The 21,324-nt window shown below is 52.4% G+C and carries 17 protein-coding genes; 10 read left to right on the plus strand and 7 right to left on the minus strand.

The features are described from left to right. Positions 1-4 precede the first annotated feature (4 nt). The 7 genes from FCL42_RS07955 (at position 5) to FCL42_RS07985 (ending at position 8,178) form a co-directional block, all read left to right on the plus strand. Positions 5-1,324, plus strand: coding sequence for a hypothetical protein (locus FCL42_RS07955; RefSeq protein ID WP_136862869.1), 1,320 nt, complete (start codon positions 5-7; stop codon positions 1,322-1,324). Between the two features lie 251 nt (positions 1,325-1,575). Beyond that, entirely contained in the window at positions 1,576-2,949 is a 1,374-nt protein-coding gene (locus FCL42_RS07960) for an OprO/OprP family phosphate-selective porin (RefSeq protein ID WP_136862870.1), read from the plus strand. 12 nt (positions 2,950-2,961) lie between these two features. Continuing rightward, entirely contained in the window at positions 2,962-3,789 is an 828-nt protein-coding gene (locus FCL42_RS07965; RefSeq protein ID WP_136862871.1) for a CYTH domain-containing protein, read from the plus strand. Between the two features lie 86 nt (positions 3,790-3,875). Further along, the gene (locus tag FCL42_RS07970; RefSeq protein ID WP_136862872.1) at positions 3,876-4,544 is read left to right on the plus strand and encodes a DUF47 domain-containing protein; all 669 of its coding nucleotides are present in this window, start codon (positions 3,876-3,878) and stop codon (positions 4,542-4,544) included. Between the two features lie 18 nt (positions 4,545-4,562). Next, positions 4,563-5,612: an inorganic phosphate transporter gene (locus FCL42_RS07975; protein ID WP_136862873.1), complete on the plus strand. Its 1,050-nt coding sequence runs from the start codon at positions 4,563-4,565 to the stop codon at positions 5,610-5,612. Between the two features lie 275 nt (positions 5,613-5,887). Next, the gene (locus FCL42_RS07980) at positions 5,888-6,223 is read left to right on the plus strand and encodes a gamma-glutamylcyclotransferase family protein (protein ID WP_205729240.1); all 336 of its coding nucleotides are present in this window, start codon (positions 5,888-5,890) and stop codon (positions 6,221-6,223) included. A 152-nt stretch (positions 6,224-6,375) separates the two neighbouring features. Next, the gene (locus FCL42_RS07985) at positions 6,376-8,178 is read left to right on the plus strand and encodes a cation:proton antiporter (protein ID WP_229359810.1); all 1,803 of its coding nucleotides are present in this window, start codon (positions 6,376-6,378) and stop codon (positions 8,176-8,178) included. Here the strand turns inward: FCL42_RS07985 and FCL42_RS07990 are convergent. Beyond that, the gene (locus tag FCL42_RS07990) at positions 8,175-8,774 is read right to left on the minus strand and encodes a LysE/ArgO family amino acid transporter (RefSeq protein WP_136862874.1); all 600 of its coding nucleotides are present in this window, start codon (positions 8,772-8,774) and stop codon (positions 8,175-8,177) included. The genes FCL42_RS07985 and FCL42_RS07990 overlap by 4 nt on opposite strands. Before the next feature lie 113 nt (positions 8,775-8,887). On the opposite strand from FCL42_RS07990, the gene FCL42_RS07995 reads away from it, so the two are divergent. Further along, positions 8,888-9,775 (plus strand): LysR family transcriptional regulator ArgP, encoded by an 888-nt coding sequence (locus FCL42_RS07995; protein ID WP_136862875.1) that lies wholly within the window; start codon positions 8,888-8,890, stop codon positions 9,773-9,775. Positions 9,776-9,891: 116 nt separating this feature from the next. Here the strand turns inward: FCL42_RS07995 and FCL42_RS08000 are convergent, their stop codons facing one another. The 5 genes from FCL42_RS08000 to leuA all read right to left on the minus strand — a co-directional run bounded on the left by FCL42_RS08000 (position 9,892) and on the right by leuA (position 16,358). After that, positions 9,892-11,190: an outer membrane protein transport protein gene (locus tag FCL42_RS08000; protein WP_136862876.1), complete on the minus strand. Its 1,299-nt coding sequence runs from the start codon at positions 11,188-11,190 to the stop codon at positions 9,892-9,894. Positions 11,191-11,675: 485 nt separating this feature from the next. Beyond that, positions 11,676-12,266, minus strand: coding sequence for a 3-isopropylmalate dehydratase small subunit (gene leuD / locus FCL42_RS08005; protein WP_136862877.1), 591 nt, complete (start codon positions 12,264-12,266; stop codon positions 11,676-11,678). Continuing rightward, entirely contained in the window at positions 12,263-13,684 is a 1,422-nt protein-coding gene (leuC, locus tag FCL42_RS08010) for a 3-isopropylmalate dehydratase large subunit (protein ID WP_136862878.1), read from the minus strand. Before leuC ends, leuD begins: the two co-directional genes overlap by 4 nt. A gap of 2 nt (positions 13,685-13,686) precedes the next feature. Beyond that, entirely contained in the window at positions 13,687-14,796 is a 1,110-nt protein-coding gene (gene leuB / locus FCL42_RS08015) for a 3-isopropylmalate dehydrogenase (protein WP_136862879.1), read from the minus strand. Positions 14,797-14,807: 11 nt separating this feature from the next. Continuing rightward, positions 14,808-16,358 (minus strand): 2-isopropylmalate synthase, encoded by a 1,551-nt coding sequence (leuA, locus tag FCL42_RS08020; protein WP_136862880.1) that lies wholly within the window; start codon positions 16,356-16,358, stop codon positions 14,808-14,810. A 348-nt stretch (positions 16,359-16,706) separates the two neighbouring features. On the opposite strand from leuA, the gene FCL42_RS08025 reads away from it, so the two are divergent. After that, positions 16,707-18,452 (plus strand): tetratricopeptide repeat protein, encoded by a 1,746-nt coding sequence (locus FCL42_RS08025; protein WP_136862881.1) that lies wholly within the window; start codon positions 16,707-16,709, stop codon positions 18,450-18,452. An 11-nt stretch (positions 18,453-18,463) separates the two neighbouring features. On the opposite strand, the gene recQ is transcribed toward FCL42_RS08025, so the two are convergent. After that, a complete protein-coding gene (gene recQ, locus FCL42_RS08030) occupies positions 18,464-20,290 on the minus strand; it encodes a DNA helicase RecQ (RefSeq protein WP_136862882.1) in 1,827 nt (608 codons plus the stop codon). Positions 20,291-20,840: 550 nt separating this feature from the next. Here recQ and FCL42_RS08035 point away from each other — a divergent pair. Then, entirely contained in the window at positions 20,841-21,302 is a 462-nt protein-coding gene (locus tag FCL42_RS08035; protein ID WP_136862883.1) for a thioesterase family protein, read from the plus strand. The last annotated feature ends 22 nt before the right edge of the window (positions 21,303-21,324 follow it).

The raw sequence follows: 21,324 nt of genomic DNA on the forward strand, positions 1-21,324 counted from the left end.
GTAAATGATTTCGCTGTCTATTGTCGATCGCTACCATCTCCAGCTTCAGGTTGAATTGCCTCAGCAAACGCGACGCGCTGAATGGAAACTGCACCTGTTGCTGCCTCAAGTGATGGTCAATGACAGCGGCTCCTCAGTGAGCCAACGATTTTATCGAAACCTCCTACAATCACAGCGATTGCAGCCAAGCAACTCGCCCACCACCTCCGATCTCAAAGCCAGCTGCCGACAGCTTCGACGGGGGGATGAGTTGTCCAGCAGTGAGTTCCGACTCACCTTGGCCAACCTCACCAATGGGCTACTGCAGCACTGTGATCAGCTCGAGGGTGACGACCTGCTCGCCCTTCGAGCTCTCCTATTTCAGTTCTTACGACTGCAATATCGTCTTAAGCGCGCCAAAACCAAGAAGCTCTACAAACTTGCTCGTCAGTTAGTGATTTTTAACTATCATCAAGCGCTACTGCGCGAGCGCCAAAGTGGTCGCTGCAGCGACGTTCAAAAAGTTCGCCGCTTCCAAAAAGTGGTTGAGCGTTATGCCAAACACACCACCATCAAACTGGGTCACAGTGACGATGCCGGCCGTGAGCGAATGATCGAAAAACTCAATCTGTGCAAGCGAATCATCGATCGCCCCTATCTGATTGAGCGCCGGCTACAAAGTGACGCCAAAATGGCCGAGCAACTGATCTTCGGCTTTGCTGCCGCACTTGCGATGGCGTTTGCCACTGGGATCGCCTTCGCCACTCAGCGAGCCTTTGGCAACTTTACCACCCCATTTTTCTTCTCCTTGGTGTTCTCCTACATCTTTAAAGATCGCATCAAGGAGTTAGGGCGCAACTATCTGGTTCAAAAGTATTACGCCCGCTTTTTTCAGCATCACTATCACCTGCATCAGGTGGATGCTAAAACGCAATTTGCCGATATAAAAGAGACTTTTTATCAACCTAAAGGCAAACAGTTTACGCAGTTGCTCAGTCGCTTAAAGCGCTCTTTGGCATCCGGTGAAACCAGTCGCATCGATGGCGCTTGGGTATACCACCGCCAGTACTATTGTCGACGCAATGGCCTCAAACCAACTAAAAAATTCTGTGACGATCTGACACTGAATCTCAGCCAGCCGTTACGACTACTGCCCAGTATGATTCAAACCATCTGGCAACAGGAGCCGTCCCAACTGCGGAAAGTGGATGTTCATCAGGTCACTCCCATCTATCTGATGCTGGAAACCAAAAACAAGGACAAAATAGAGCATAAGCTCTATCGATTGCATGCCAGCCGAAAAGGAATACATCGTATCAAACAGATTGAATTAGCCTCGAATTAGCGATCAGAACCATATTTTCCACTGTTTTCAGCAAATCTTCGGCTTTGCTAAGGGCTTTTTTGTTTTAAAAAAAGCCCTATTAAAACCGACACTTAGCAGAAGATCGCGAAAAGATGAAATGTAAGAAAAGGTTGAGATTAATTGATTTTGATCACATTAAAAACAATGGCTTGGAACTATTCTAACTCCGGACAATGAAGCACAAACTTCAATAATTAAATAAGGATGAACTCCATCGGAGGAGACACATTATGGCTCGTACTAACGTTACATCTGTCGCACTTGCCGTTTCTTTGGCTTTAGGCGGTTTCGCCTCTCAGGCTATGGCTACAGATTCCCAGAAAATTACCGAACTGGAACAACGCCTAGAAGCCCTTGAGATCGAACTGATCGAAGCTCGAGATGCCGCCAAGAAACAGGACCGAGTGAAATTCAGTAAATCGTCACCGACACCTAAATTTGTCTCTAAAGATGGTCGCAGCACCATGGAGTTCAAGGCCCGTATCCAAGCGGATTACATGGATGCCGATGAAATCGGTACTGGCAAGAAAGCCAGTATGGATGATGCAGAAAAAGCCACTGAAATCCGTCGTCTTCGCTTTGGTCTTGAAGGCCAATTCTCCCGCGATTGGGAATATGAGCTGGAGCTTGATTTCGCTGAAAACGAAGTGGACGTAAAAGACGCGAACGTCACCTGGGAAGGTTGGGAAAATCAAAAACTAACCCTAGGTTTCCAGAAGTACGCTTTCGGTCTGACCAACACTCAGAGCTCTGCCCATCAAGTGATGATGGAGCGCCCATCGGTAGACACCTTCTCCGCTGACCGCGCCATGGGCGCCCAGTGGCGCTACCGGGGTAACAACTGGGTATTCAGCCTAGGCCTGGGTATGGATTACAGCGAAACCGAAGAGACCATCATCGAGTTTGAAGAGAAAGACGGTGAGATCGAAGAGATTGGTCTGGAAGATGAGTCCATCTACGGCGAATCCATGTTCTACACCACCCGCTTCACCTATACCCCGATCAACAGCAACAACAACCTGCTGCATCTGGGTGCTAGCTACATGATGATGGACCTGGATCGCGACACCCAGGAGATGCGTTTCCGAGCTCGCCCTGCAGCCAAATACACCGGTCGCATGGTGGATACCGGCAACTTCGATTCCACCGGCAGCGATACCTATGGCATTGAAGCCATCTACCAGCATCGTAACTTCATGCTGCTGGGTGAATACATGAACTCCACCGCGGATCAAATTGACGATGAAGACGTTGAAGTGGACGCCTATTACGCCACCGCCTCCTACGTACTGACCGGAGAGCAATGGCGCTACAGCGGTAAGAAAGGGGTAATGAAGTCACCTCGTCCAGGCCAAGCGATCTCCGAAGGTGGCTGGGGAGCGTGGGAAGTGGCCGTTCGCTACGAACAAGCGAACTTCCTAGAAGATCACATGAAGTACGGCGGTGACCTGACCACATTGGTATTCGGTGTGAACTGGTACATGGAAAACAACTTGAAGATGCAGCTGAACTACATCGACGCCGAAGCCGACAACAAGGTCAAGGATGAGTACAGCACTCAAGACACCAACATCTTGCAAGCTCGCCTGCAGTTTGCATTCTAAGGAGCCAACACAATGCGTATGAATACGTTTTTGTGGAGCCTTGCCAGTCTATGCCTGAGCGCCAACGCTCAGGCCCTGACCAAGGACCACTTTGACAAAATTGAGTTTGCGGTGAACACCGGCACGGGCACCACCTTGCCTTACGCCACCGACTCACTGACAGAAGAGTTCAACAAAGCCTTTGGTTTCATCAATTTTGAAGAGGACCCCGCGGAAAAGTTGGTGACCTACCTGGACACTCCAGACCGCGCCCTAAAGGCTCAGTCCATCTCTATCCGCGTTCGTGAGCACGTAACTAAGCCCGGTAAGAGCAAAATCACCGTTAAGTTGCGCTCTCCAGAGCCTGTTGGCTTCGGTGAACTGTCAAACTATAAGAAAGCGGAGATCGATTACGACGGTAAGCAGGATAAGTACAGCGTCAGCTACGACATCCCCTACTCGCCGGATGAGATCAACGTGAAATCGGTGGATTTTGGCAAGGTAATCGACACCATCAAGCAGAATCAAGACGCTTGGGATGTAGTAAAAACCACCCTAAACCAACGTGGAAGTGACCTGAAGCAAACCATCGTGATGCGCTCCTATGGCTGGGAAGGGTTTATGACCGACAGTCGTTACGACAACATCGAAGTGGACTTCCAAGTTTGGACACCTTATTACCGCAAGCCTCGCATCTACTTTGCCGACTTCTCCTTTAAGGGGCTAACCAAAGACCGCGAAGACTTAACCAAAGCATTCCAACACCTGTACGACCAAGTACAAGCAACTGGACTGACGGAAGGCATGCACACCGGCTCTAAGACCGGCGCCACCTTCAAGATGTCAAAAGGCTTTCATTAATTGAAAGCACCGTGGAGCCCGCAATGGGCTCCACAGTCACCCTACACGCACCACCCCAATACTCTTTCCCGACACAAGGAGGCTCCATGCTTTGGTTTTCCAAGGTCTCGTCTTTACTCAATCAAAGCCAAAGTACTGAAACACAAGTGTATCAGTTCCTAGACCACGCCACGCTCGCCCACCATAAATTCGTTCGCCTGTGGCAGATATACCTAAAGAGCGGTGCCAACGGCATAGAGTTCGATGACACCTTGAAGGAACTGCAGCAGATCGAAAGCTCTGCCGACAAACTGCGCCGCGATATCGACACCCGTCTCTACGCCCGCACCTTAATTCCCGATCTGCGCTCCGATGTGGCGTTGCTCATTGAGCTCGTTGACAAGCTGATGAATCAACAAGAAACCATTGGCGTTCATCTGCGAATCGAGCAGCCGGTGATCCCAGCGGAGATTCATGACGAACTCAAAGATCTGCTGATTTTGGTGGGTGAAGCCATCGACCACACCATTTTGTGTGCCAAGAGTTTCTTGTCAGATCTACAACGCGTTCAGGAATACCACCAGAAGGTGATCCTGTTTGAAAGTGACGCCAACAAGGTATGTAACCGCGCCAAAACCGCCCTATTTGAAACCGACCTGCCGCTCACCAACAAGGTGCAGTTACGCTACTTCTTCGATCGCATCGATCAGGTGGCCAACATCGCCGAAGACATCAGTGACCGCGTCTCTGTCTTTACCCTGAAGCGCATGCAATAAGGAGGGAGTGCAACCACCATGGAACTGGAAATCGCAACACTCATCTTCCTCTCTAGCGGCCTGTTTCTAGGCTGGTCCCTTGGGGCCAACGACGCCGCCAATGTGTTTGGCACCGCCGTCGGCTCTCGCATGATCAAGTTCAGTACTGCGGCACTGATCTGTTCGGTCATGGTGATTTTAGGTGCCGTCATCAGTGGCGCAGGCGCATCCCACACACTGGGAAAACTGGGTGCCATCTCCGCCATGGGCGGCGCCTTTACGGTGGCACTCACCGCGGCTCTGACGGTTTACGTCATGACCAAATGGGGCCTGCCGGTCTCTACCGGTCAATCCATTGTCGGTGCCATCATCGGCTGGAATATCTTTAGCCAGACAAAGACCGACCCCGCCGTACTCACTAAGATCCTCACCACCTGGGTGGTGTGCCCAGTACTGTCGTTCTTTATCGCCATCGCGCTCTACAAAATGGTTGCCGCAGGCATTAACCGCATGCGCCCTGGGCTGTTTGCACTGGATAACTGGACCCGGATTGGCCTCATCCTCGCCGGTGCCTTTGGTTCATACAGCCTTGGGGCCAACAACATCGCCAACGTGATGGGCGTGTTCGTTCCCAGTGCGCCCTTCCCAGCAACCGAGCTGTTCGGCTTTCACTTTACTCCCGCCATGCAGCTGTTCCTTCTGGGCGGCATCGCCATTGCCGTTGGGGTATACACCTACTCCAAAAAAGTGATGATGACCGTTGGCGACAGCTTGATTCCCATGACACCAGTAACCGCTTGGGTGGTGGTAATGGCGCACTCCATTACCCTATTTCTGTTCTCCTCCCAAGAGCTGTCCAACTTGCTGACCAGCGTTGGCCTACCAGCCATTCCATTGGTGCCAGTCTCCAGCTCTCAGGCGGTGATCGGTGCCGTGGTCGGCATCGGCATCCTCAAAAAGCTGCCAATTCAATGGAAAGTACTAGGTCGAGTGGTGTTTGGATGGTGCTGCACCCCGATTCTGTCGGCCCTTGGCTGTCTGTTGTGCCTCTATTTTGTGCAGAACATCTTCCAAGTGCAGGTGATGTAATGGAGACAAATGGCAATCGCATGACCAAAGGCCAAAGCCAACGCAACCGCCGCAGCAACTGGTGGCACAGTCAAAGAAGGAAAACCACTGATTAAGCCTTCACAGAAAGGCAGTGACTCCTGACATTGCGCCCTTCGGGGCGCTTTTTTTAGTTTGCTTCCATACTCTTGGGCCCCCTCGCCCGCTGGCGGCGCTATCTCTGCTGCAATATCCACTCACATCCGTTACTCTTTCAGCCTATTTGACGATCATCATGCATCAAGAGGTAGTCGCTCATGATCAATAAACTCTTTGTCTATGGCACCCTGGGACCAGGGCGTCCCAATGAACATGTACTGGCAAAATTCGGTGGCCGTTGGCTAGAAGGCCACATTTTTGGGCGCCTTCAGCAACAGGGCTGGGGAGCAGAAATGGGTTACCCAGGCATCGTATTGGATGCCAACGCCGATAAGGTTCAGGGTTTTGTGTTCGTCTGTGACACCTTAGATCAGCACATAGCCGAGTTAGACGAATTTGAAGGTGAAGGCTACCAACGCACCGAAGTTCAGGTACACCTAGACAATGGTGACACCACCCAAGCCTATGTCTACGCCCTCGCCAACAACAGCTAATCAGCTCAAAGCGCTTCGAAAGGAATCAAAGCGCTAACCTACACACCAAACCAAGCTAAGCCATCCAACAGCCACTACCCTTACTAACACCACTTTACCTACTCTCTGGCAATCTCGTTTCTGCCCGATAGAGACTGATAAGGAAACGGCTTTTGGACTCTCCCCTGTTGGCACTGGCGATGATCGGCATGCTTTCCATTGGCTGCCAGTGGCTGGCGTTTAAAGCCAAACTGCCTGCGATCCTGCCCCTATTGCTCGTTGGCCTGCTGCTAGGCCCCGGAGTCGAACTGCTCTCCCCCGACCGACTGATGGCGGAGCTGCTGTTTCCCTTTATCTCATTGGCCGTGGCCATCATCCTGTTTGAGGGCGCACTGACGCTCAAGTTCTCCGAGCTGCAGGGACAAAACCAGATGGTGCTGAGGCTGGTCAGTATCGCCATGGTTATCACCTTTATGGTGGCCGCTCTGTTTGCCTACTGGCTGCTGCCCCTCTCTTGGCAAGCGGCCGCACTGCTGGGGGCGCTAGTGGTGGTCACAGGCCCGACGGTGATAGCGCCACTGCTTCGCAGTGTTCGCATCCAACCAAAACTGGCCACCTTGCTGCACTGGGAAGGGATCATCATCGATCCCATTGGTGCTCTGTTGGCGGTACTGGTGTTTGAGTTTGTTAGCGCCAGTCAAGGTGCGGCCCTAAGCCATGCCCTATCGACCTTTGGCTTAACGCTGCTAGCTGGAATTATTAGCGGCGTCGCTGGAGGCTGGCTACTGGCAGTGGCGCTTCGAAAACGGCTATTTCCCCGCTATCTAGAGAACGTCGCCGTACTCACCCTGATGCTAACCGCTTTTGCGATTAGCAATGAACTGATGCACGAGTCTGGTCTGTTGACCGTAACCATCATGGGGATCTGGCTGGCCAATGACGAACGTCTGGATCTCAGCGCCATCATTGAGTTCAAAGAGACCTTAACGGTACTGCTGATCTCCGGCCTGTTTATCCTATTGGCGGCCAGACTCAGTCGTCAGGATCTGTTGTCACTGGATGGCTCCGCCTGGCTGTGGTTGGCGAGCTTGTTGCTGATTGCTCGCCCTATTGGCGTCTGGTGTGCCAGTATTGGCAGTGACCTCAAATCAAAAGAGCGACTGTTGATTGGTTGGATAGCCCCAAGAGGCATTGTGGCTGCCGCCATCGCTAGCCTGTTTGCACTGAAACTGGAAACCCAAGGTTTTGCCGGCGGCGATCGCTTGGCTCCCCTTGTGTTTATGGTGATTCTGGCCACAGTAATACTGCAGAGCACCCTCACAAAGCCCATCACTCGACTCCTAGGTTTAGAAGCGCCGGACCGCAATGGCTTTATGATCTTTGGCGCCAACCCCTTTGCCATCGAAGTTGGTCTTTGCTTAAAACAATACGACATTCCAGTACTACTCAGTGACACCAACTGGGATAACCTAAGTCAGGCAAGAATGAAGGGGTTGTCGGTCTATTACGGTCACCCAACGTCGGAACACGCCGATAACCAATTGGATCTGTCTCTGATTCGGCGACTGCTGATCCTCTCACCTTATCGACAATACAATCTGGAGGTGGCCTACCACTTTCAGGACCGATTCGGCGTCGATAAGGTGTATCGCCTGCCTGAAAATCATCAGGACGCCCCAAGGAAAAAGCCCCTAGAGCGCCATCAACGTCTCTTCGCTGACGACGCCCACTACCGCCAACTGAATCAACGCATACAGCAAGGCCAGCAGCTAAAAGCCACTGGCCTATCGGAAACCTTTACCTGGGAAGATTATCAGCAGCGCCACCCCATAGCGCTGCCTCTATTCGCAATGACCGACAAACACAAGCTCAGGGTGTTTACTGCCGATGCGCCTTTTGAGCCCAAACCGGGCTGGGAGGTGATTGCCCTTACCCTACCTGAGTCCAAACGAGATGGGCCACAACCAGAGAGTTAGGAGAGCAGTAAGCGCGCGGCGATGGTCCACATCATGACCCACACCAAGGCATCAATGGCACGCCACACCTTGGGGTTAGACAACCAAGGAGACAGTTTCACTGCCGCAAAGGTGAGCCCCATAAACCACAGGAAAGACGCCGTTACCGTGCCAGCATAGAACGACCACTTACCGTCACCAAACTGAGCGCCAATGGAGCCCAGCAGTACCACGGCATCCAGATACACATGGGGGTTTAGCAGAGTCACCGCCAACGTAGTCAACAGTACCTTACGGCGGCTGGCCAGAGCCTCACCGGCTTGCATCCCCTCTTGCCCTTGAATCGCACGCTTTAACGAGGTGAATCCAAACCACAACAGGAACGCCGCACCGCCATATTGCGCCATCTGCATCAGTGCGGGCGATTCGGTGATCAGCGCTCCTAAACCGGCCACACCCACGCCAATCAAAATCACGTCCAATAAGGTGCACACCAGCGCAACCATCACGTGGTATTGACGCTTCAATGCCTGACTCAACACGAAGGCACCTTGCGCGCCGATGGCCATAATCAAGCCGGCGCCGACACCGAGACCATTTACGTATGCTGAAACCATGTTGCCGCGTCCTAAATCAAGTTAGCTGGGAGATTGGCGGTCATTGTAGGCTGGCTTTTTCATAAAAAATAATTAATAGTGCTAATCAAATATTAATTTTATTAATTAACAAAATGTTTGATTATAAGTTACTTCAGGCCCTGTCTGCGGTAGCTCGCCAAGGCAGTTTTGATCAGGCCGCCAGCGAGCTAGGACTGACGCAATCGGCAGTTTCCCAGCGGGTCAAACTGCTTGAACAGCGGCTAGGCCAACCCTTGTTAGTCAGGGCTCACCCCATTCGCCCAACCCAAGCCGGGCTAGCTCTGATGCGTCATCAACAGCAGGTGGAGATGATGGAGTCGGCACTGGCATCCAGCCTCAGCCAAGATGAAGACAGCCACTATCAGCGAATTCGCTTGGCGGTCAACGCAGACAGTTTGGCCACCTGGTTGCCCTCAGTGCTGGCCGGATTGCATCGTAAACATCGGGTTCTGAGTGAGCTAACCGTAGAAGATGAAGTGGTCACCTTAGAGCGGTTGCGGCGTGGAGAGGTGGCTGGTTGCATCTCGGCTCACGCTCAAGCGGTTCAGGGATGCCGCTCGACCTTGCTTGGTAACTTAGACTACATTCTGGTGTGCAGCCCAGAGTTTGCAAGTACTCACTTCAATGAGGGTGTGGATGCTCAGAGCCTGCGCCTAGCACCCACGCTAAAATACAGCAGCAACGATGATCTTCTGGCGCAATTTCTGCAAACCTTTTACCCCACAGACAACAGCTTGCCGCCACATCATCTGATTCCCTCAGCTCAGGGGTTTGTGGACGCGGTGCTTAATCACATGGGCTACGCCGCACTGCCAAGGCTGCAGATCCAGTTTGCGTTGAATAATGGTGAGCTTCAGCAGTTGGGGACGCACTCTTTAGCCGTGCCTTTGTATTGGCACAGCTGGCGTTTACAAAGCCCGGTGATGGAGCTGGTGGGCAAATCCTTACTGGCACAAAGCCGGATCAGCTTAAGTCGCTGACCCCAGCATAAGAGAAGTTTGCATTGTAAATGAGCACATCAAATACAATGCCTCCGGCAGGTAAGATCAAAAAAGCCGAACCCTAGGGGTTCGGCTCTGTTTTCGAATAAGCGAACTTAGAAACGGTAGCTCAGCTGAGCTCCAGCCAGCCACACATCGCCATCGATCTCGCCATTGTAGTTAATGGTCGCAGGTACAACGGTACCGCCAGCTGGCAGGTGCAGCTCCATGGTCTCATTGATCGGCGCATCACTTGGCATGGTGATGTGGGTAATGGCGAAGTCCAAAGTCAGGTCATCGGTCCACTGGTAACCGGCACCAAAGGAGATCCACAGACGATCGGAATCTGGGATTGTGGTAGTACGATGCTCATCATCAACTGCCGTTTGATCAAAGGCCAAACCGCCACGAACGACCCAGCGGTTGTTCAACTGATAAGTGGTACCAACCGCGAAACGCCAGTTGTCTTTAAAGTTCTCTTCCTTCATCACATCAGAAGGAGCGCCAGAATCAAAATCAACCACCAGAGCTTCAAATGCGCTCCAATCGGTCCAGTTTACCGAAGCGTGTACTGACAAACGCTCAGTCAGCTGATGGAAGCTGGCCAGCTCTGCGGTTGCAGGCAGCGGCAGTTTTAGGCTGCCTCCTTGGTTGCCATACATAAGGCCACTGGCGGTACCTTCCAGCTTCACTTCCACTTCAGAGTGGTAGCTCAAACCGATTCGATGACCCTTGGCTGGCTCCCACGTAGCACCCACGCGGAAACCGTAGTCAAAGCCATCGCCATCCACAGATTTCACTTGAGTACCGGCAGGTGGAATGCCATCGAGAGGCAGACTTGCAACCCAACCCGGAATGTTGGCAACCACTTTGCCATCGGCGTGCACAAATCGCAGCGCTGCACCTAGGCTCCACTGATCATTGAACTTGTAAGCAACGCTTGGTGCCAACTCAATGGTGGTGATCTCGGCATTGGAACCGAAGATCGACACGTCGGAGGCTTCACCCAACTCAGTCGACAGACCGTGAGCAGAGTTCACTGCCACACCCAGATACCAAGCATCATTCAACTGATGGCTATAGTAGAAGTTAGGAACCCAAGCATCTGGCGCAATCTCATTGTTGCTGCTTTTAGATGAATAAACTGGGTTGCCAGCTAGGCTCGCACTGGTGGTGCCTTCGGCATCGATGTTTGGATCGATGTAGATAACACCAAGAGAGAGCTGCTGACCCTTAAGTTGGGTCATCAAGGCTGGATTTCGGCCCTGAGAAGAGGCGTTATCAGCAATGGCTGCTTCACCGGCAAACGCTCGTCCTAAGCCAGTAGCAGAGTATTCCGCCAACTGAAAACCAGCACCGTGAGCCTGGCCTACCAACACACTTGCCACAACCGCTGCGACCGCACGAATCTTCATACAACTCCCCTGAGTAAATACTTTAAACAGGCGCATCTTAGGGGTTGTAAAACTTAGTGCAATTACCCGCCTCATAAACAGGGTTATATTCCACAAAAAAGCACAAATACAGACAAAGATACCGGACGATATTCACAAGAAATCAAATTCGGCGAACAATGCTGGAACAGGGATTCCGGTTTTTTCTATTAATAGAACTAAACAATTAGCAAATATAGATTAAAATCAATTGTTTACATGATAATTTTCAGCGTACAAACAACCCTCAAATACGCCAAGTAAAAACGCACAAAACTCTAGCCTAGTTGGCGCCACCAAAGCGATTAAAATAAACCTTTGAATAAAATAAGTTTTTTACTGGTTTGGCCAGTTTGAGATGAAAAATCTAGCGTACAGCTGCACCAGATTTTTATCATATTAAAGTCGACAGGGTGTTAGCTGAATCAACCTCAAACCAACACCCCCAATAGCGATTAATTAGAACACTAGCGCCAGCAAGGAAGCTGCGCTTCATGCTCCCCTATAGCAGCTTGATGCGCTAAAGTGAGGCCGATGGCATCCAAGCCATTGAGCAAGTTATGACGCGCATCCGCATCCAGTTCGAACTCCATCTCGAAGTCGCCACAACGCACCACGTTAGCAGCCAGATCGATGGTCACCGGCTTCTCCTTAGCAGCAATCATTAGGGCGCTCACCTCTACCTCATCTAAGGTCACCGGCAGCAAACCATTGTTGATGGCATTCTGATAGAAGATATCTGCAAAGCTAGGAGCAATAATGGCCCGAAACCCAAAATCCGCCAGCGCCCAGGGAGCGTGCTCTCGGCTAGATCCACAGCCAAAATTTTCTCCGGCAATTAAGATCGTCGCCGTATCATAAGGAGGTTGATTCAAAATAAATTCAGGATTCGGCTCGGCTCCATCGTGATCTAAATAGCGCCAATCATGAAACAGATGCACCCCAAACCCTTGACGAGTGACCTTGGCCAGAAACTGCTTAGGGATCAACTGGTCGGTATCAATATTGGCTCTATCTAACACCGCCGCAGTCCCTTGATGCTGGGTAAAGGCTTTCATTTTCGACCCCCTGACTGTATTTCTAATGTACGAATGTCCACGAAGCGCCCGGCAACCGCCGCCGCCGCCGCCATTGCTGGGCTGACAAGATGAGTGCGACTGCCACGGCCTTGACGCCCTTCAAAGTTACGATTTGAGGTGGACGCGCAGCGATCCCCCTCCTGCAAACGATCATCATTCATTCCCAAACACATGGAGCACCCGGGCAAGCGCCACTCAAAGCCCGCCTCGATAAACACCTTATCCAGCCCTTCGGCTTCCGCCTGCAGCTTCACAAGACCCGAGCCAGGCACCACAATGGCATCCACGCTGCTAGCCACTTTGCCCCCTCGGATAACCGCCGCCGCCGCCCTTAAATCTTCAATACGAGAGTTGGTGCAAGAGCCGATGAACACCTTATTAATGCTGACGTCGGTTAATGGGGTTCCCGGTTTTAACGCCATGTAGTTCAAGGCTTTCTCTGCAGCCGACTGGGCCACCAGCTCGCTGAACTGGGACGCCTCTGGCACCGGTTGGTCGATGGCGATCACCTGGCCCGGATTCGTACCCCAGGTCACCTGCGGCGCAATCTGTTCGCCCTTCAATACCACCTTGGCGTCAAACTCGGCGCCCGGGTCGCTGTATAACTGACGCCAATCGGTAACGGCAGCCTGCCAAGCCTCCCCTTGAGGTGCGCGAGGCCGGTCCTTGAGGTAGTCAAAGGTGGTTTGATCCGGTGCAATAAGGCCAGCTTTGGCGCCCAGTTCAATGGCCATGTTGCACACGGTCATCCGCCCCTCCATCGACAGCGCTTCGATGGCTGAACCGCAAAACTCCACCACGTAGCCAGTGCCACCGCCGTGGCCCACTTTACCGATGATCGCCAGCACAATGTCTTTGGCGGTGATGCCGGTAGCCACCTGACCGGTGACTTCGATCTTCATGGTTTTGGCGCGGCGCTGTCGCAAAGTCTGAGTGGCTAAGACATGCTCCACTTCCGAGGTACCAATGCCAAATGCCAATGCACCAAAGGCGCCGTGGGTGGCCGTATGAGAATCGCCACACACAATGGTGGTGCCAGGAAGGGTAAAGCCCTGCTCAGGCCCCATTACATGCACAATGCCTTGGTTCTGGTGATGGATGTCGTACAGAGTGATGCCAAACTCCTCACAATTACGCTGCAGGGTTTCAACCTGAGTCCGAGCCAACATAGGCAGCGCAGAAATACTGGCGGTCTTGGTCGAGGTGTTGTGATCCATGGTCGCCAAGGTACGCTCAGGGCAACGCACTTGACGACCAGCCTGGCGTAAACCATCGAAGGCTTGAGGCGACGTGACCTCATGCACCAAATGGCGATCGATGTAGATAAGTGGTGTCTCTTGCTCCGGCACCTGAACTTGGTGAGCCTGCCAAATTTTGTCAAAAAGAGTCTGTGCCATGGTTACGCTCCCTGCTCTGTGGCCGCGATAATACGAGCCACAATGGCGTCGCCCATCTGCGAAGTCGTCAGCGCTTGATGTCGCCGAGATTCTGGCAACAACTCTCCAGTAAGCTGCCCCGCCGCCAGAGTTTGTGCCACCGCAGCATCGATAGCATCGGCGGCTTCCTGTTCGCCCAAACTGTGTCTTAGCATCAAACTGGCCGATAAAATTTGGGCCACTGGGTTCGCAATACCTTTACCCGCAATGTCTGGGGCGCTGCCGCCAGCAGGCTCATACAGCCCAAAGCCGGTTTCATTCAAGCTGGCAGAAGGCAACAGCCCCATGGAGCCGGTAATCATCGCCGCTTCGTCTGAGATGATGTCGCCAAACAGGTTCGAACACAGCATCACGTCGAAATCATAGGGGCGGCGCAACAACTGCATGGCAGCGTTATCCACGTAGATGTGCTCCAGTTCAACATCCGGGTAGTCAGCGGCGATGGCGTTGACCTCCTCTCGCCACATCACGGAGCAAGCCAATACATTGGCTTTGTCTACTGACGCCACCTTACCTCGGCGCTTACGCGCCGCCTCAAAGGCTAAACGGGTAATGCGGCGGATCTCATGACGGCTGTACACCATGGTATCGAACGCGGTTTCCTGTTCGCCTTCACCTCGGCGGCCTTTTGGTTCACCGAAATAGATGCCACCGGTGAGCTCGCGCACCACAAGCAGATCCATACCCTGTTCGCTGATATCACTACGCAGAGGAGATAACGCCTCCAAGCCGGGATGAATTTGGGCAGGACGCAGGTTGCAAAACAGCCCAAAGTGACCACGAAGGGGCAGCAATGACCCGCGCTCTGGCTGCTCATGACCTGGCAAATGCTCCCATTTGGGGCCACCTACCGAACCAAACAAGATGGCATCGGCTTGCTCACAGCCCCGCTTGGTGGACTCCGGGAAAGCGGTGCCGTGATTGTCGATGGCGATACCGCCAATGTCGTGAGCGGTTCGCTCAATATCAAAACCAAAACGGGCAGATACGGCGTCCAGCACCTTATTGGCTTCAGCCATCACCTCTGGACCAATGCCGTCACCGGCCAATACTGCAATGCGATGACTGCTCATGCTCTCTCCTTTCATGCTTCCTCCAACGCCCGCTGTTTGTGTTGTTCGATTCGCTGTTGGCGGTGGATAAGGTTATAAACGCGTACCAATGCGATGGCCGATGATTCAATGATGTCGGTGGACAGCCCCATGGCGTGGAATGTGCGGCCGTCATATTCGGCGGTGATGTCCACTCGGCCTAGAGCGTCATGGCCGCCACCTTCGGCACCAATGTGGTAGCTCTTGATTGCCAACGCCTTTCCGGTAGCTCGAGCAATGGCCTGATAAGCGGAGTCCACCGGTCCATTCCCGGTCGCCGCTTCGGTAACAGTGGTATCCCCAATCTGCATCTCAATGGAGGCGGTGGCGAAATGGCTGCTGCCTGCCTGCACATTCAACTGATTGATGCGGTAGTGATCGTCGTCATCCTGCTGGTTTTCGAAGAACAGCAGAGCTTCCAAGTCGTAATCAAATACCTGCCCCTTCTTGTCCGCCAGCTTCAAGAAGCGGTCATAGAGGGTATCCAGATCGTATTCAGCGTCGGTGTAACCCATCTCAGCCATGCGATGTTTGATCACGTGGCGGCCTGAGCGTGAGGTCAAATTCAAGTGATTGCGCCCCAAGCCGATGGACTCTGGCGTCATGATTTCGTAGGTGTTTTGCGCTTTAAGCATGCCGTCTTGGTGAATGCCAGAACTGTGGCTAAAGGCATTGCCACCAACGATGGCTTTATTGGGCTGAATTGGCATGTTGCACAAACGACTGATGGTCTGGCTGACACGGTGGATCTCCTGAGGGTTGGCACCCACCTCCAAACCAAAACGGGCCATTCGGGTCTTTAAGATCATGATGATCTCTTCCAGCGCCGCGTTGCCCGCTCGCTCACCGATGCCGTTGATGGTGCCCTCAACCTGACGAGCTCCAGCCTCAATGGCCGCAATGGAATTGGCCACCGACAGACCTAAGTCGTCGTGACAGTGAACAGAGATAATCGCGTTGTGGATATTCGGCACCCGCTCATACAGGTTTCTGATGATGCCGCCAAATTCAGTTGGGGTGGTGTAGCCAACGGTATCGGGAATGTTCACCGTAGATGCGCCAGCGTTGATGGCTGACTCCACCATGCGACACAGGTTATCAATCGGCGTACGACCGGCATCTTCACAGGAGAACTCCACGTCATCGGTGAAGCGTCGTGCATATTTAATGGCGTCGGTAGCCATCTCCTGCACCTGCTCAAAATTACGCTTCAGCTTACTCTCAACATGAATGTCTGATGTGGAGATAAAGGTATGGATACGAAACTGGTCCGCGACCTTCAAAGACTCCGCTGCCGCATCAATATCCCCCTTCACCGCCCGCGACAACGCACAGACCCGACTGTCTTTGATTTGCGATGCGATCTGCCGTACGGAATCAAAATCCCCCGGTGATGACACAGGGAACCCCGCCTCAATGATGTCAATTCCCATTCGCTCCAGCGCTCGGGCAATCTGCAGCTTCTCTGTCACTGACAGGCTGGCTGCCAACGCCTGCTCACCATCTCGCAGCGTAGTATCAAACAAAATTACCCTATCGCTCATCTCTGTCTCCCAGATTCATATCCATTAGCCCTGGCTGCAGCGCGAGCATAAAAAAACCCGCGCTGTTAGCGCGGGTTGTTTGTGCTCGAGTCGTTTAACGTTAATCCACGACCGGCCCGCCCGCGCAGCGTCCTGCTAGGGTTAGGCTTAGTAGTAGGTTTAGGATTACGTTTTTGTTCATTATTCCAATTCTGTGTTCGCGGTTACGAAGTGAACTTAATATGGCGGTATTCTAGCCATGCTGTCAACCACCAATTTTGCGATCTTGCTCGTCAAAGATCGCTCAAGCGCTTTACCAAGCGTTAACAGACTCGGTATCCTGAGTGTAGATTAAAGGGAATTATATCTATGCGCCGATTGTTATTGGTCTTTCTGCTGTTGCCTATTTGGAGTGCGCTTGCGTCTGAGCTCTCCAACAAATTAGATCGGCTGACCCCCATGGTTCAGGTGTCGGATCCCAACGCCTATTCTGAGTTGGTTAAGTTAACCCCCGCCATCAGCCAAGCCAGCCCTGGCCTGCAAATACGCTGGTATGCGCTCTACTGCAATGCCGCGCTGAGCTCTGAGTCTCTCGAGACCGTTCAGCAGATCCGCCAAAAGGGGCTATCGCTCGCCTCGAGAGTAAAAGGAGGACAGCTTCCTCCCTACCTGGATGCCTGCGAGGCAGACAAACTGCGCCTATTGGGCCGTTATGATGAAGCGCTGACTCTGGTGGATGAATCTTTGCAGAAGTACCAATCTGCAAGCGCATTGTCAGTCAACCTATTAAAAAAAGCAGAGATTCTCGCCGATACCGGCGAACTTCAAGCGGCCCTAGACAACATTTATCAAGCGATCACCTGGTTGGAAAGCGATACTACCCAGCCACTTTATCGACCGCATCCCGCCAGCATCTCCTACGCATTAGCACGAATCTATTTTTATTTAGGAGATTACCTACGCAGTGACACCCTATTCACGGAAGCCACCCAGCAGATCCCTGCCAGCACCACCTTAGGCTGGATCATCCGCGTCAACCGAATCTACACCCTGATGCAGCAGCAGCGCTTCCAACAAGGTCGTCAGATGATGGAAGCCCTGCAGGGACAGCTTCCTCAAATTGATGGCGACGACCAAGCCCAGTTCCACCTGTTGTATGCTCACCTCAGCCTGAAAGTGCAAGATTTCAGTAAAGCCTTCAATGAAGCATCGTTCGCTGCAGAAGGATTTGCTGACTTTGGCATGCATGAGCGCCAAGCCCGAGCCTGGAGCTTGATGGCTGAAGCCGCTTTTGAACAGAAACAATTTGAACAAGGCACTCTAAATTTAGGGCGTTCCCGAGCCTACTATCAAAAAGTGGGCGACCAAAATATCCTGACGGATCTGCTGCGAATCGAAGCCGTAGGCTTAGCCAATCAAGGCCGATATCAACAAGCCTTTGCCGTACAACTGGCCTACCAACAAGAGTTTGCCAAACAGCAAAACCGAATGAGAGAGGATGCATTACTGCAGCAGCAAACTCAGCTTAATCAAAAACTAGAGCAGAGCCGCCAAGCATTTTCTGAGCAGTCTGCTCAGTACTTTGAGATTCACAGTCAGCTGCTGTTCTGGCAACTAGCAGCGGGCCTCAGTGCATTACTCTGGGTCTTTTTGGTTCTGTTTCGTTTAAGTAATCAAACCAATAACAACGCTGACAGCCATAAAGTCACTCGGATTCATTGGAAAGATCGCCTTGAGCAGGTGTTGGCTGCCACCGACCGAAGCCTGCCGGTCGTACAGATACAGTGGGATTCTGGGGAGCTCTCAGAGAGCGATAAGAAGCGAATATTACATCGAGATCTGCGGGCAAAAGACATTTTGATGCAGCCGGAAAGCAACCGTTTGTTATTGCTGTTGCCCGATGCCAGTGAAGCGGAAGGGGAACGCCTACGTTATCGAATCAGTCGCCATCTGGCCAACCAAGGGTATCGGCAAATCAGTTCCGGAGTGGCGAGGTCTCACCCCTTGGATCGGGCCGACTCCCTACTGGCGCGGCTGGAGTGCAATCAAATTCAGCACAGCTTGATGCATTCAGTGACCCCCATCGCCGAACGCAATCAACAGGTGATGAAGTAGTTGGTGGCGCGTTAGCTCGCCAAGTAATCTGAGATGGCTTCGATGAACTGCGGTCCGTATCGCTCCAGCTTTTTGGCTCCCACGCCATTAATTCTCAGCAACGCCCACTCTGTGGTTGGCAACTCAGAGGCCATTTCAGCAAGGCTGGCATCAGAGAACACCTGATATGGTGGAATCCCTGATTCATCAGCAAGTTGCCTTCTAAGCTGCTTAAGGTTAGCGAACAATTTCCGATCGTAGTTCTGCGGAAGCAGTCGAGAACGTCCTCGAGTTGGCTTGGCTAATACGATGCGAGGCTCCGCCAATTCCAGCTGCTTTTCCCCCTTTAACACCGCTCGTGCGGCGTCGTTTAAGGTTAATGCCATGGAGCGGGTAATGTCTTGGTTGGCGAATCCATGATGAACCAACTGTCGCAGTACCGACAACCAGTGATCACTGGAGCGATCGGTACCTATGCCCCACGTCGACAGCTTATCGTGCCCCCGCTCTACCACAGCGTGGTTCTTGCTGCCTCTAAGCACTTCAATCACATGCCCCATACCGAATCGCTGATTGACTCGATAGATGCAACTGAGAGCCTTACGCGCTTCGTCGGTGGCGTCGTAACGTTTGGGAGGGTCAAGACAGATATCACAGTTGCCACACGACTCATGGGCCGGCTCATCGAAGTAGTTCAGCAGCACCTGTCGCCGACAGGTTTGTGCTTCCGCAAACGCCGCCATGGCATTCAGCTTGTGAATATCCACAGGGTTTGGCGCCTTCTCTCCGCTCTCTAACAGTTGCCGCACCCTAGCGATGTCGCCGGGATCAAACAACATCAAGGCTTCCGCCTCCAAGCCATCTCGCCCGGCACGCCCGGTTTCCTGATAGTAACTTTCAATGGATTTCGGCAGATCCCAATGCACCACAAAACGCACATTGGATTTGTTGATCCCCATGCCAAAGGCCACGGTCGCCACCACGATATCGATCTGCTCTCGAAGGAAAGCTTCCTGAACCTGATTGCGAATCTCCGGCTCCAGCCCGGCGTGGTAGGCCTCCGCCGCAACGCGATCTTTACGCAGTTTTTCCGCCACCTCTTCCACCCGGCGGCGACTCCCACAGTAGATGATTCCCGCATTGCCCTGTTGCTGCAGCAGGAAAGTTTTCAACTGAGAGTATGGGCTGAGTTTATCCATCACACTGTAACGGATATTGGGCCGGTCAAAGCTGGATAGATGTTCCAAGGGCTGGTTCAACCCCAAGCGCTGCATGATGTCTTTTCGGGTAGCTTGGTCTGCCGTGGCCGTCAATGCCATCATCGGCACCTGAGGAAACGCCTGCTTGAGCTGGCCTAAGCGCGCATAATGGGGGCGAAAATCATGGCCCCATTGGCTGATGCAATGGGCTTCATCGATGGCAAACATCGACAACGGCCAATGATTTAACCGCTCAATCATGTCTGGCGCCAACAAGCGCTCTGGCGAAATATAGATGAGCTTTATCTTGCCATCTCGAATGGCAGCCAAGTTTGACAACCATTGCTCTCGGCTCAGATTGGAGTTGAGCGCCACCGCCCCGACACCAAGCTGGTTCAGCGCATCCACCTGATCTTTCATCAAGGACAGCAGCGGTGACACCACCACGGTTACGCCGGGAAGCAGCAAAGCGGGCAGTTGGTAACAGAGACTTTTTCCGCCGCCGGTAGGCATGATAACCAGCGCGTCTTGGCCCTCAATGGCGGCATCGACGACGCGGCGCTGGCCTTCACGAAACTGTCGATAACCAAACACCTGTTGCAGTAACAACTGGGCTTGATCTTCAACTTGTGACTGCGGCGCTAGGGACGTCAATTCCATGGAAAGGCTAAAACCAAATCAAAAAGGCTGGCCATTGTAATTCAACTGGCATAGCAAGCAAAACGGTTGTCACCTGTGTCCACGAGGGTCTATTTCTCTGTGGTGATGAAATTTTGACCTAGGATAACGGCTTTTAATTAAGGAAAACGATTGATAGCATGGTGGTTCTACGTTGAAATCGTTTGACGCAGAGAAATACCAATTACACTAATGGTCTGATGGTTCAGCTGAAATTAATCGGTTCTCAGGCAAGGCAGTAAAGCGAAGTTTTAGTGGGCCTAAAGAGAGGTTTTCTAACGCAGCATGAGGGCCGATTAAATCAGGCCTCCAGGAAGCTCTGAACTGCACAGAGCATTACTGCATTTGGTATAAACCGTTAGTCAGACCTCGTAGGGCGCCATGAAACCCATTGTTTGCCATCTAACCTGTCACAAGCGGTAAGATTCAAACCAAAAATACCAGCATGTGGCGCAAAAAGGATCACGAAAGGTCAACAGACCCTTGTGCTTTGATCTATCGATAATTAAACACTATGCAAGGAGTGGCCTAGATGGAACTGAGCCAGACGCAAGCGCTAGATTTCATCAACGAGCTGTTCGTTGATCGAATCCCTTTCCACCAAACCGTCGGGATTGAGGTTCACCAATACAATCTGGAGCACACCGAGGTCCACCTTCCCATGCGCCCGGATCTGGTTGGCAACCCGGCTCAACAGATCCTTCACGGTGGGGTAACCGCCACCATCTTAGATATGGTTGGAGGGCTAACCGCATTCGCCGGCGTTATCGCTACCCGAGAAAAGTGGCCGCAAGAGGTACTGATTCGACGCATTAAAACCCTCGGAACCATCGACATGCGCGTTGACTACCTTCGTCCGGGTCGCGGAGAAAAATTCATTGCCACCAGTAAAGTGATCCGTGCGGGAAACAAGGTGGCAGTGTGTCGAATGGAGCTGCATAACGAAAAAGGCAGCCACATCGCCTTTGGCACCGGTACCTACATGGTGGGCTAACTCAAAATTAAGAGTTGGGTCA

The sequence above is a fragment of the Ferrimonas aestuarii genome (assembly GCF_005116665.1).
Classification (GTDB): Bacteria; Pseudomonadota; Gammaproteobacteria; order Enterobacterales; family Shewanellaceae; genus Ferrimonas; species Ferrimonas aestuarii.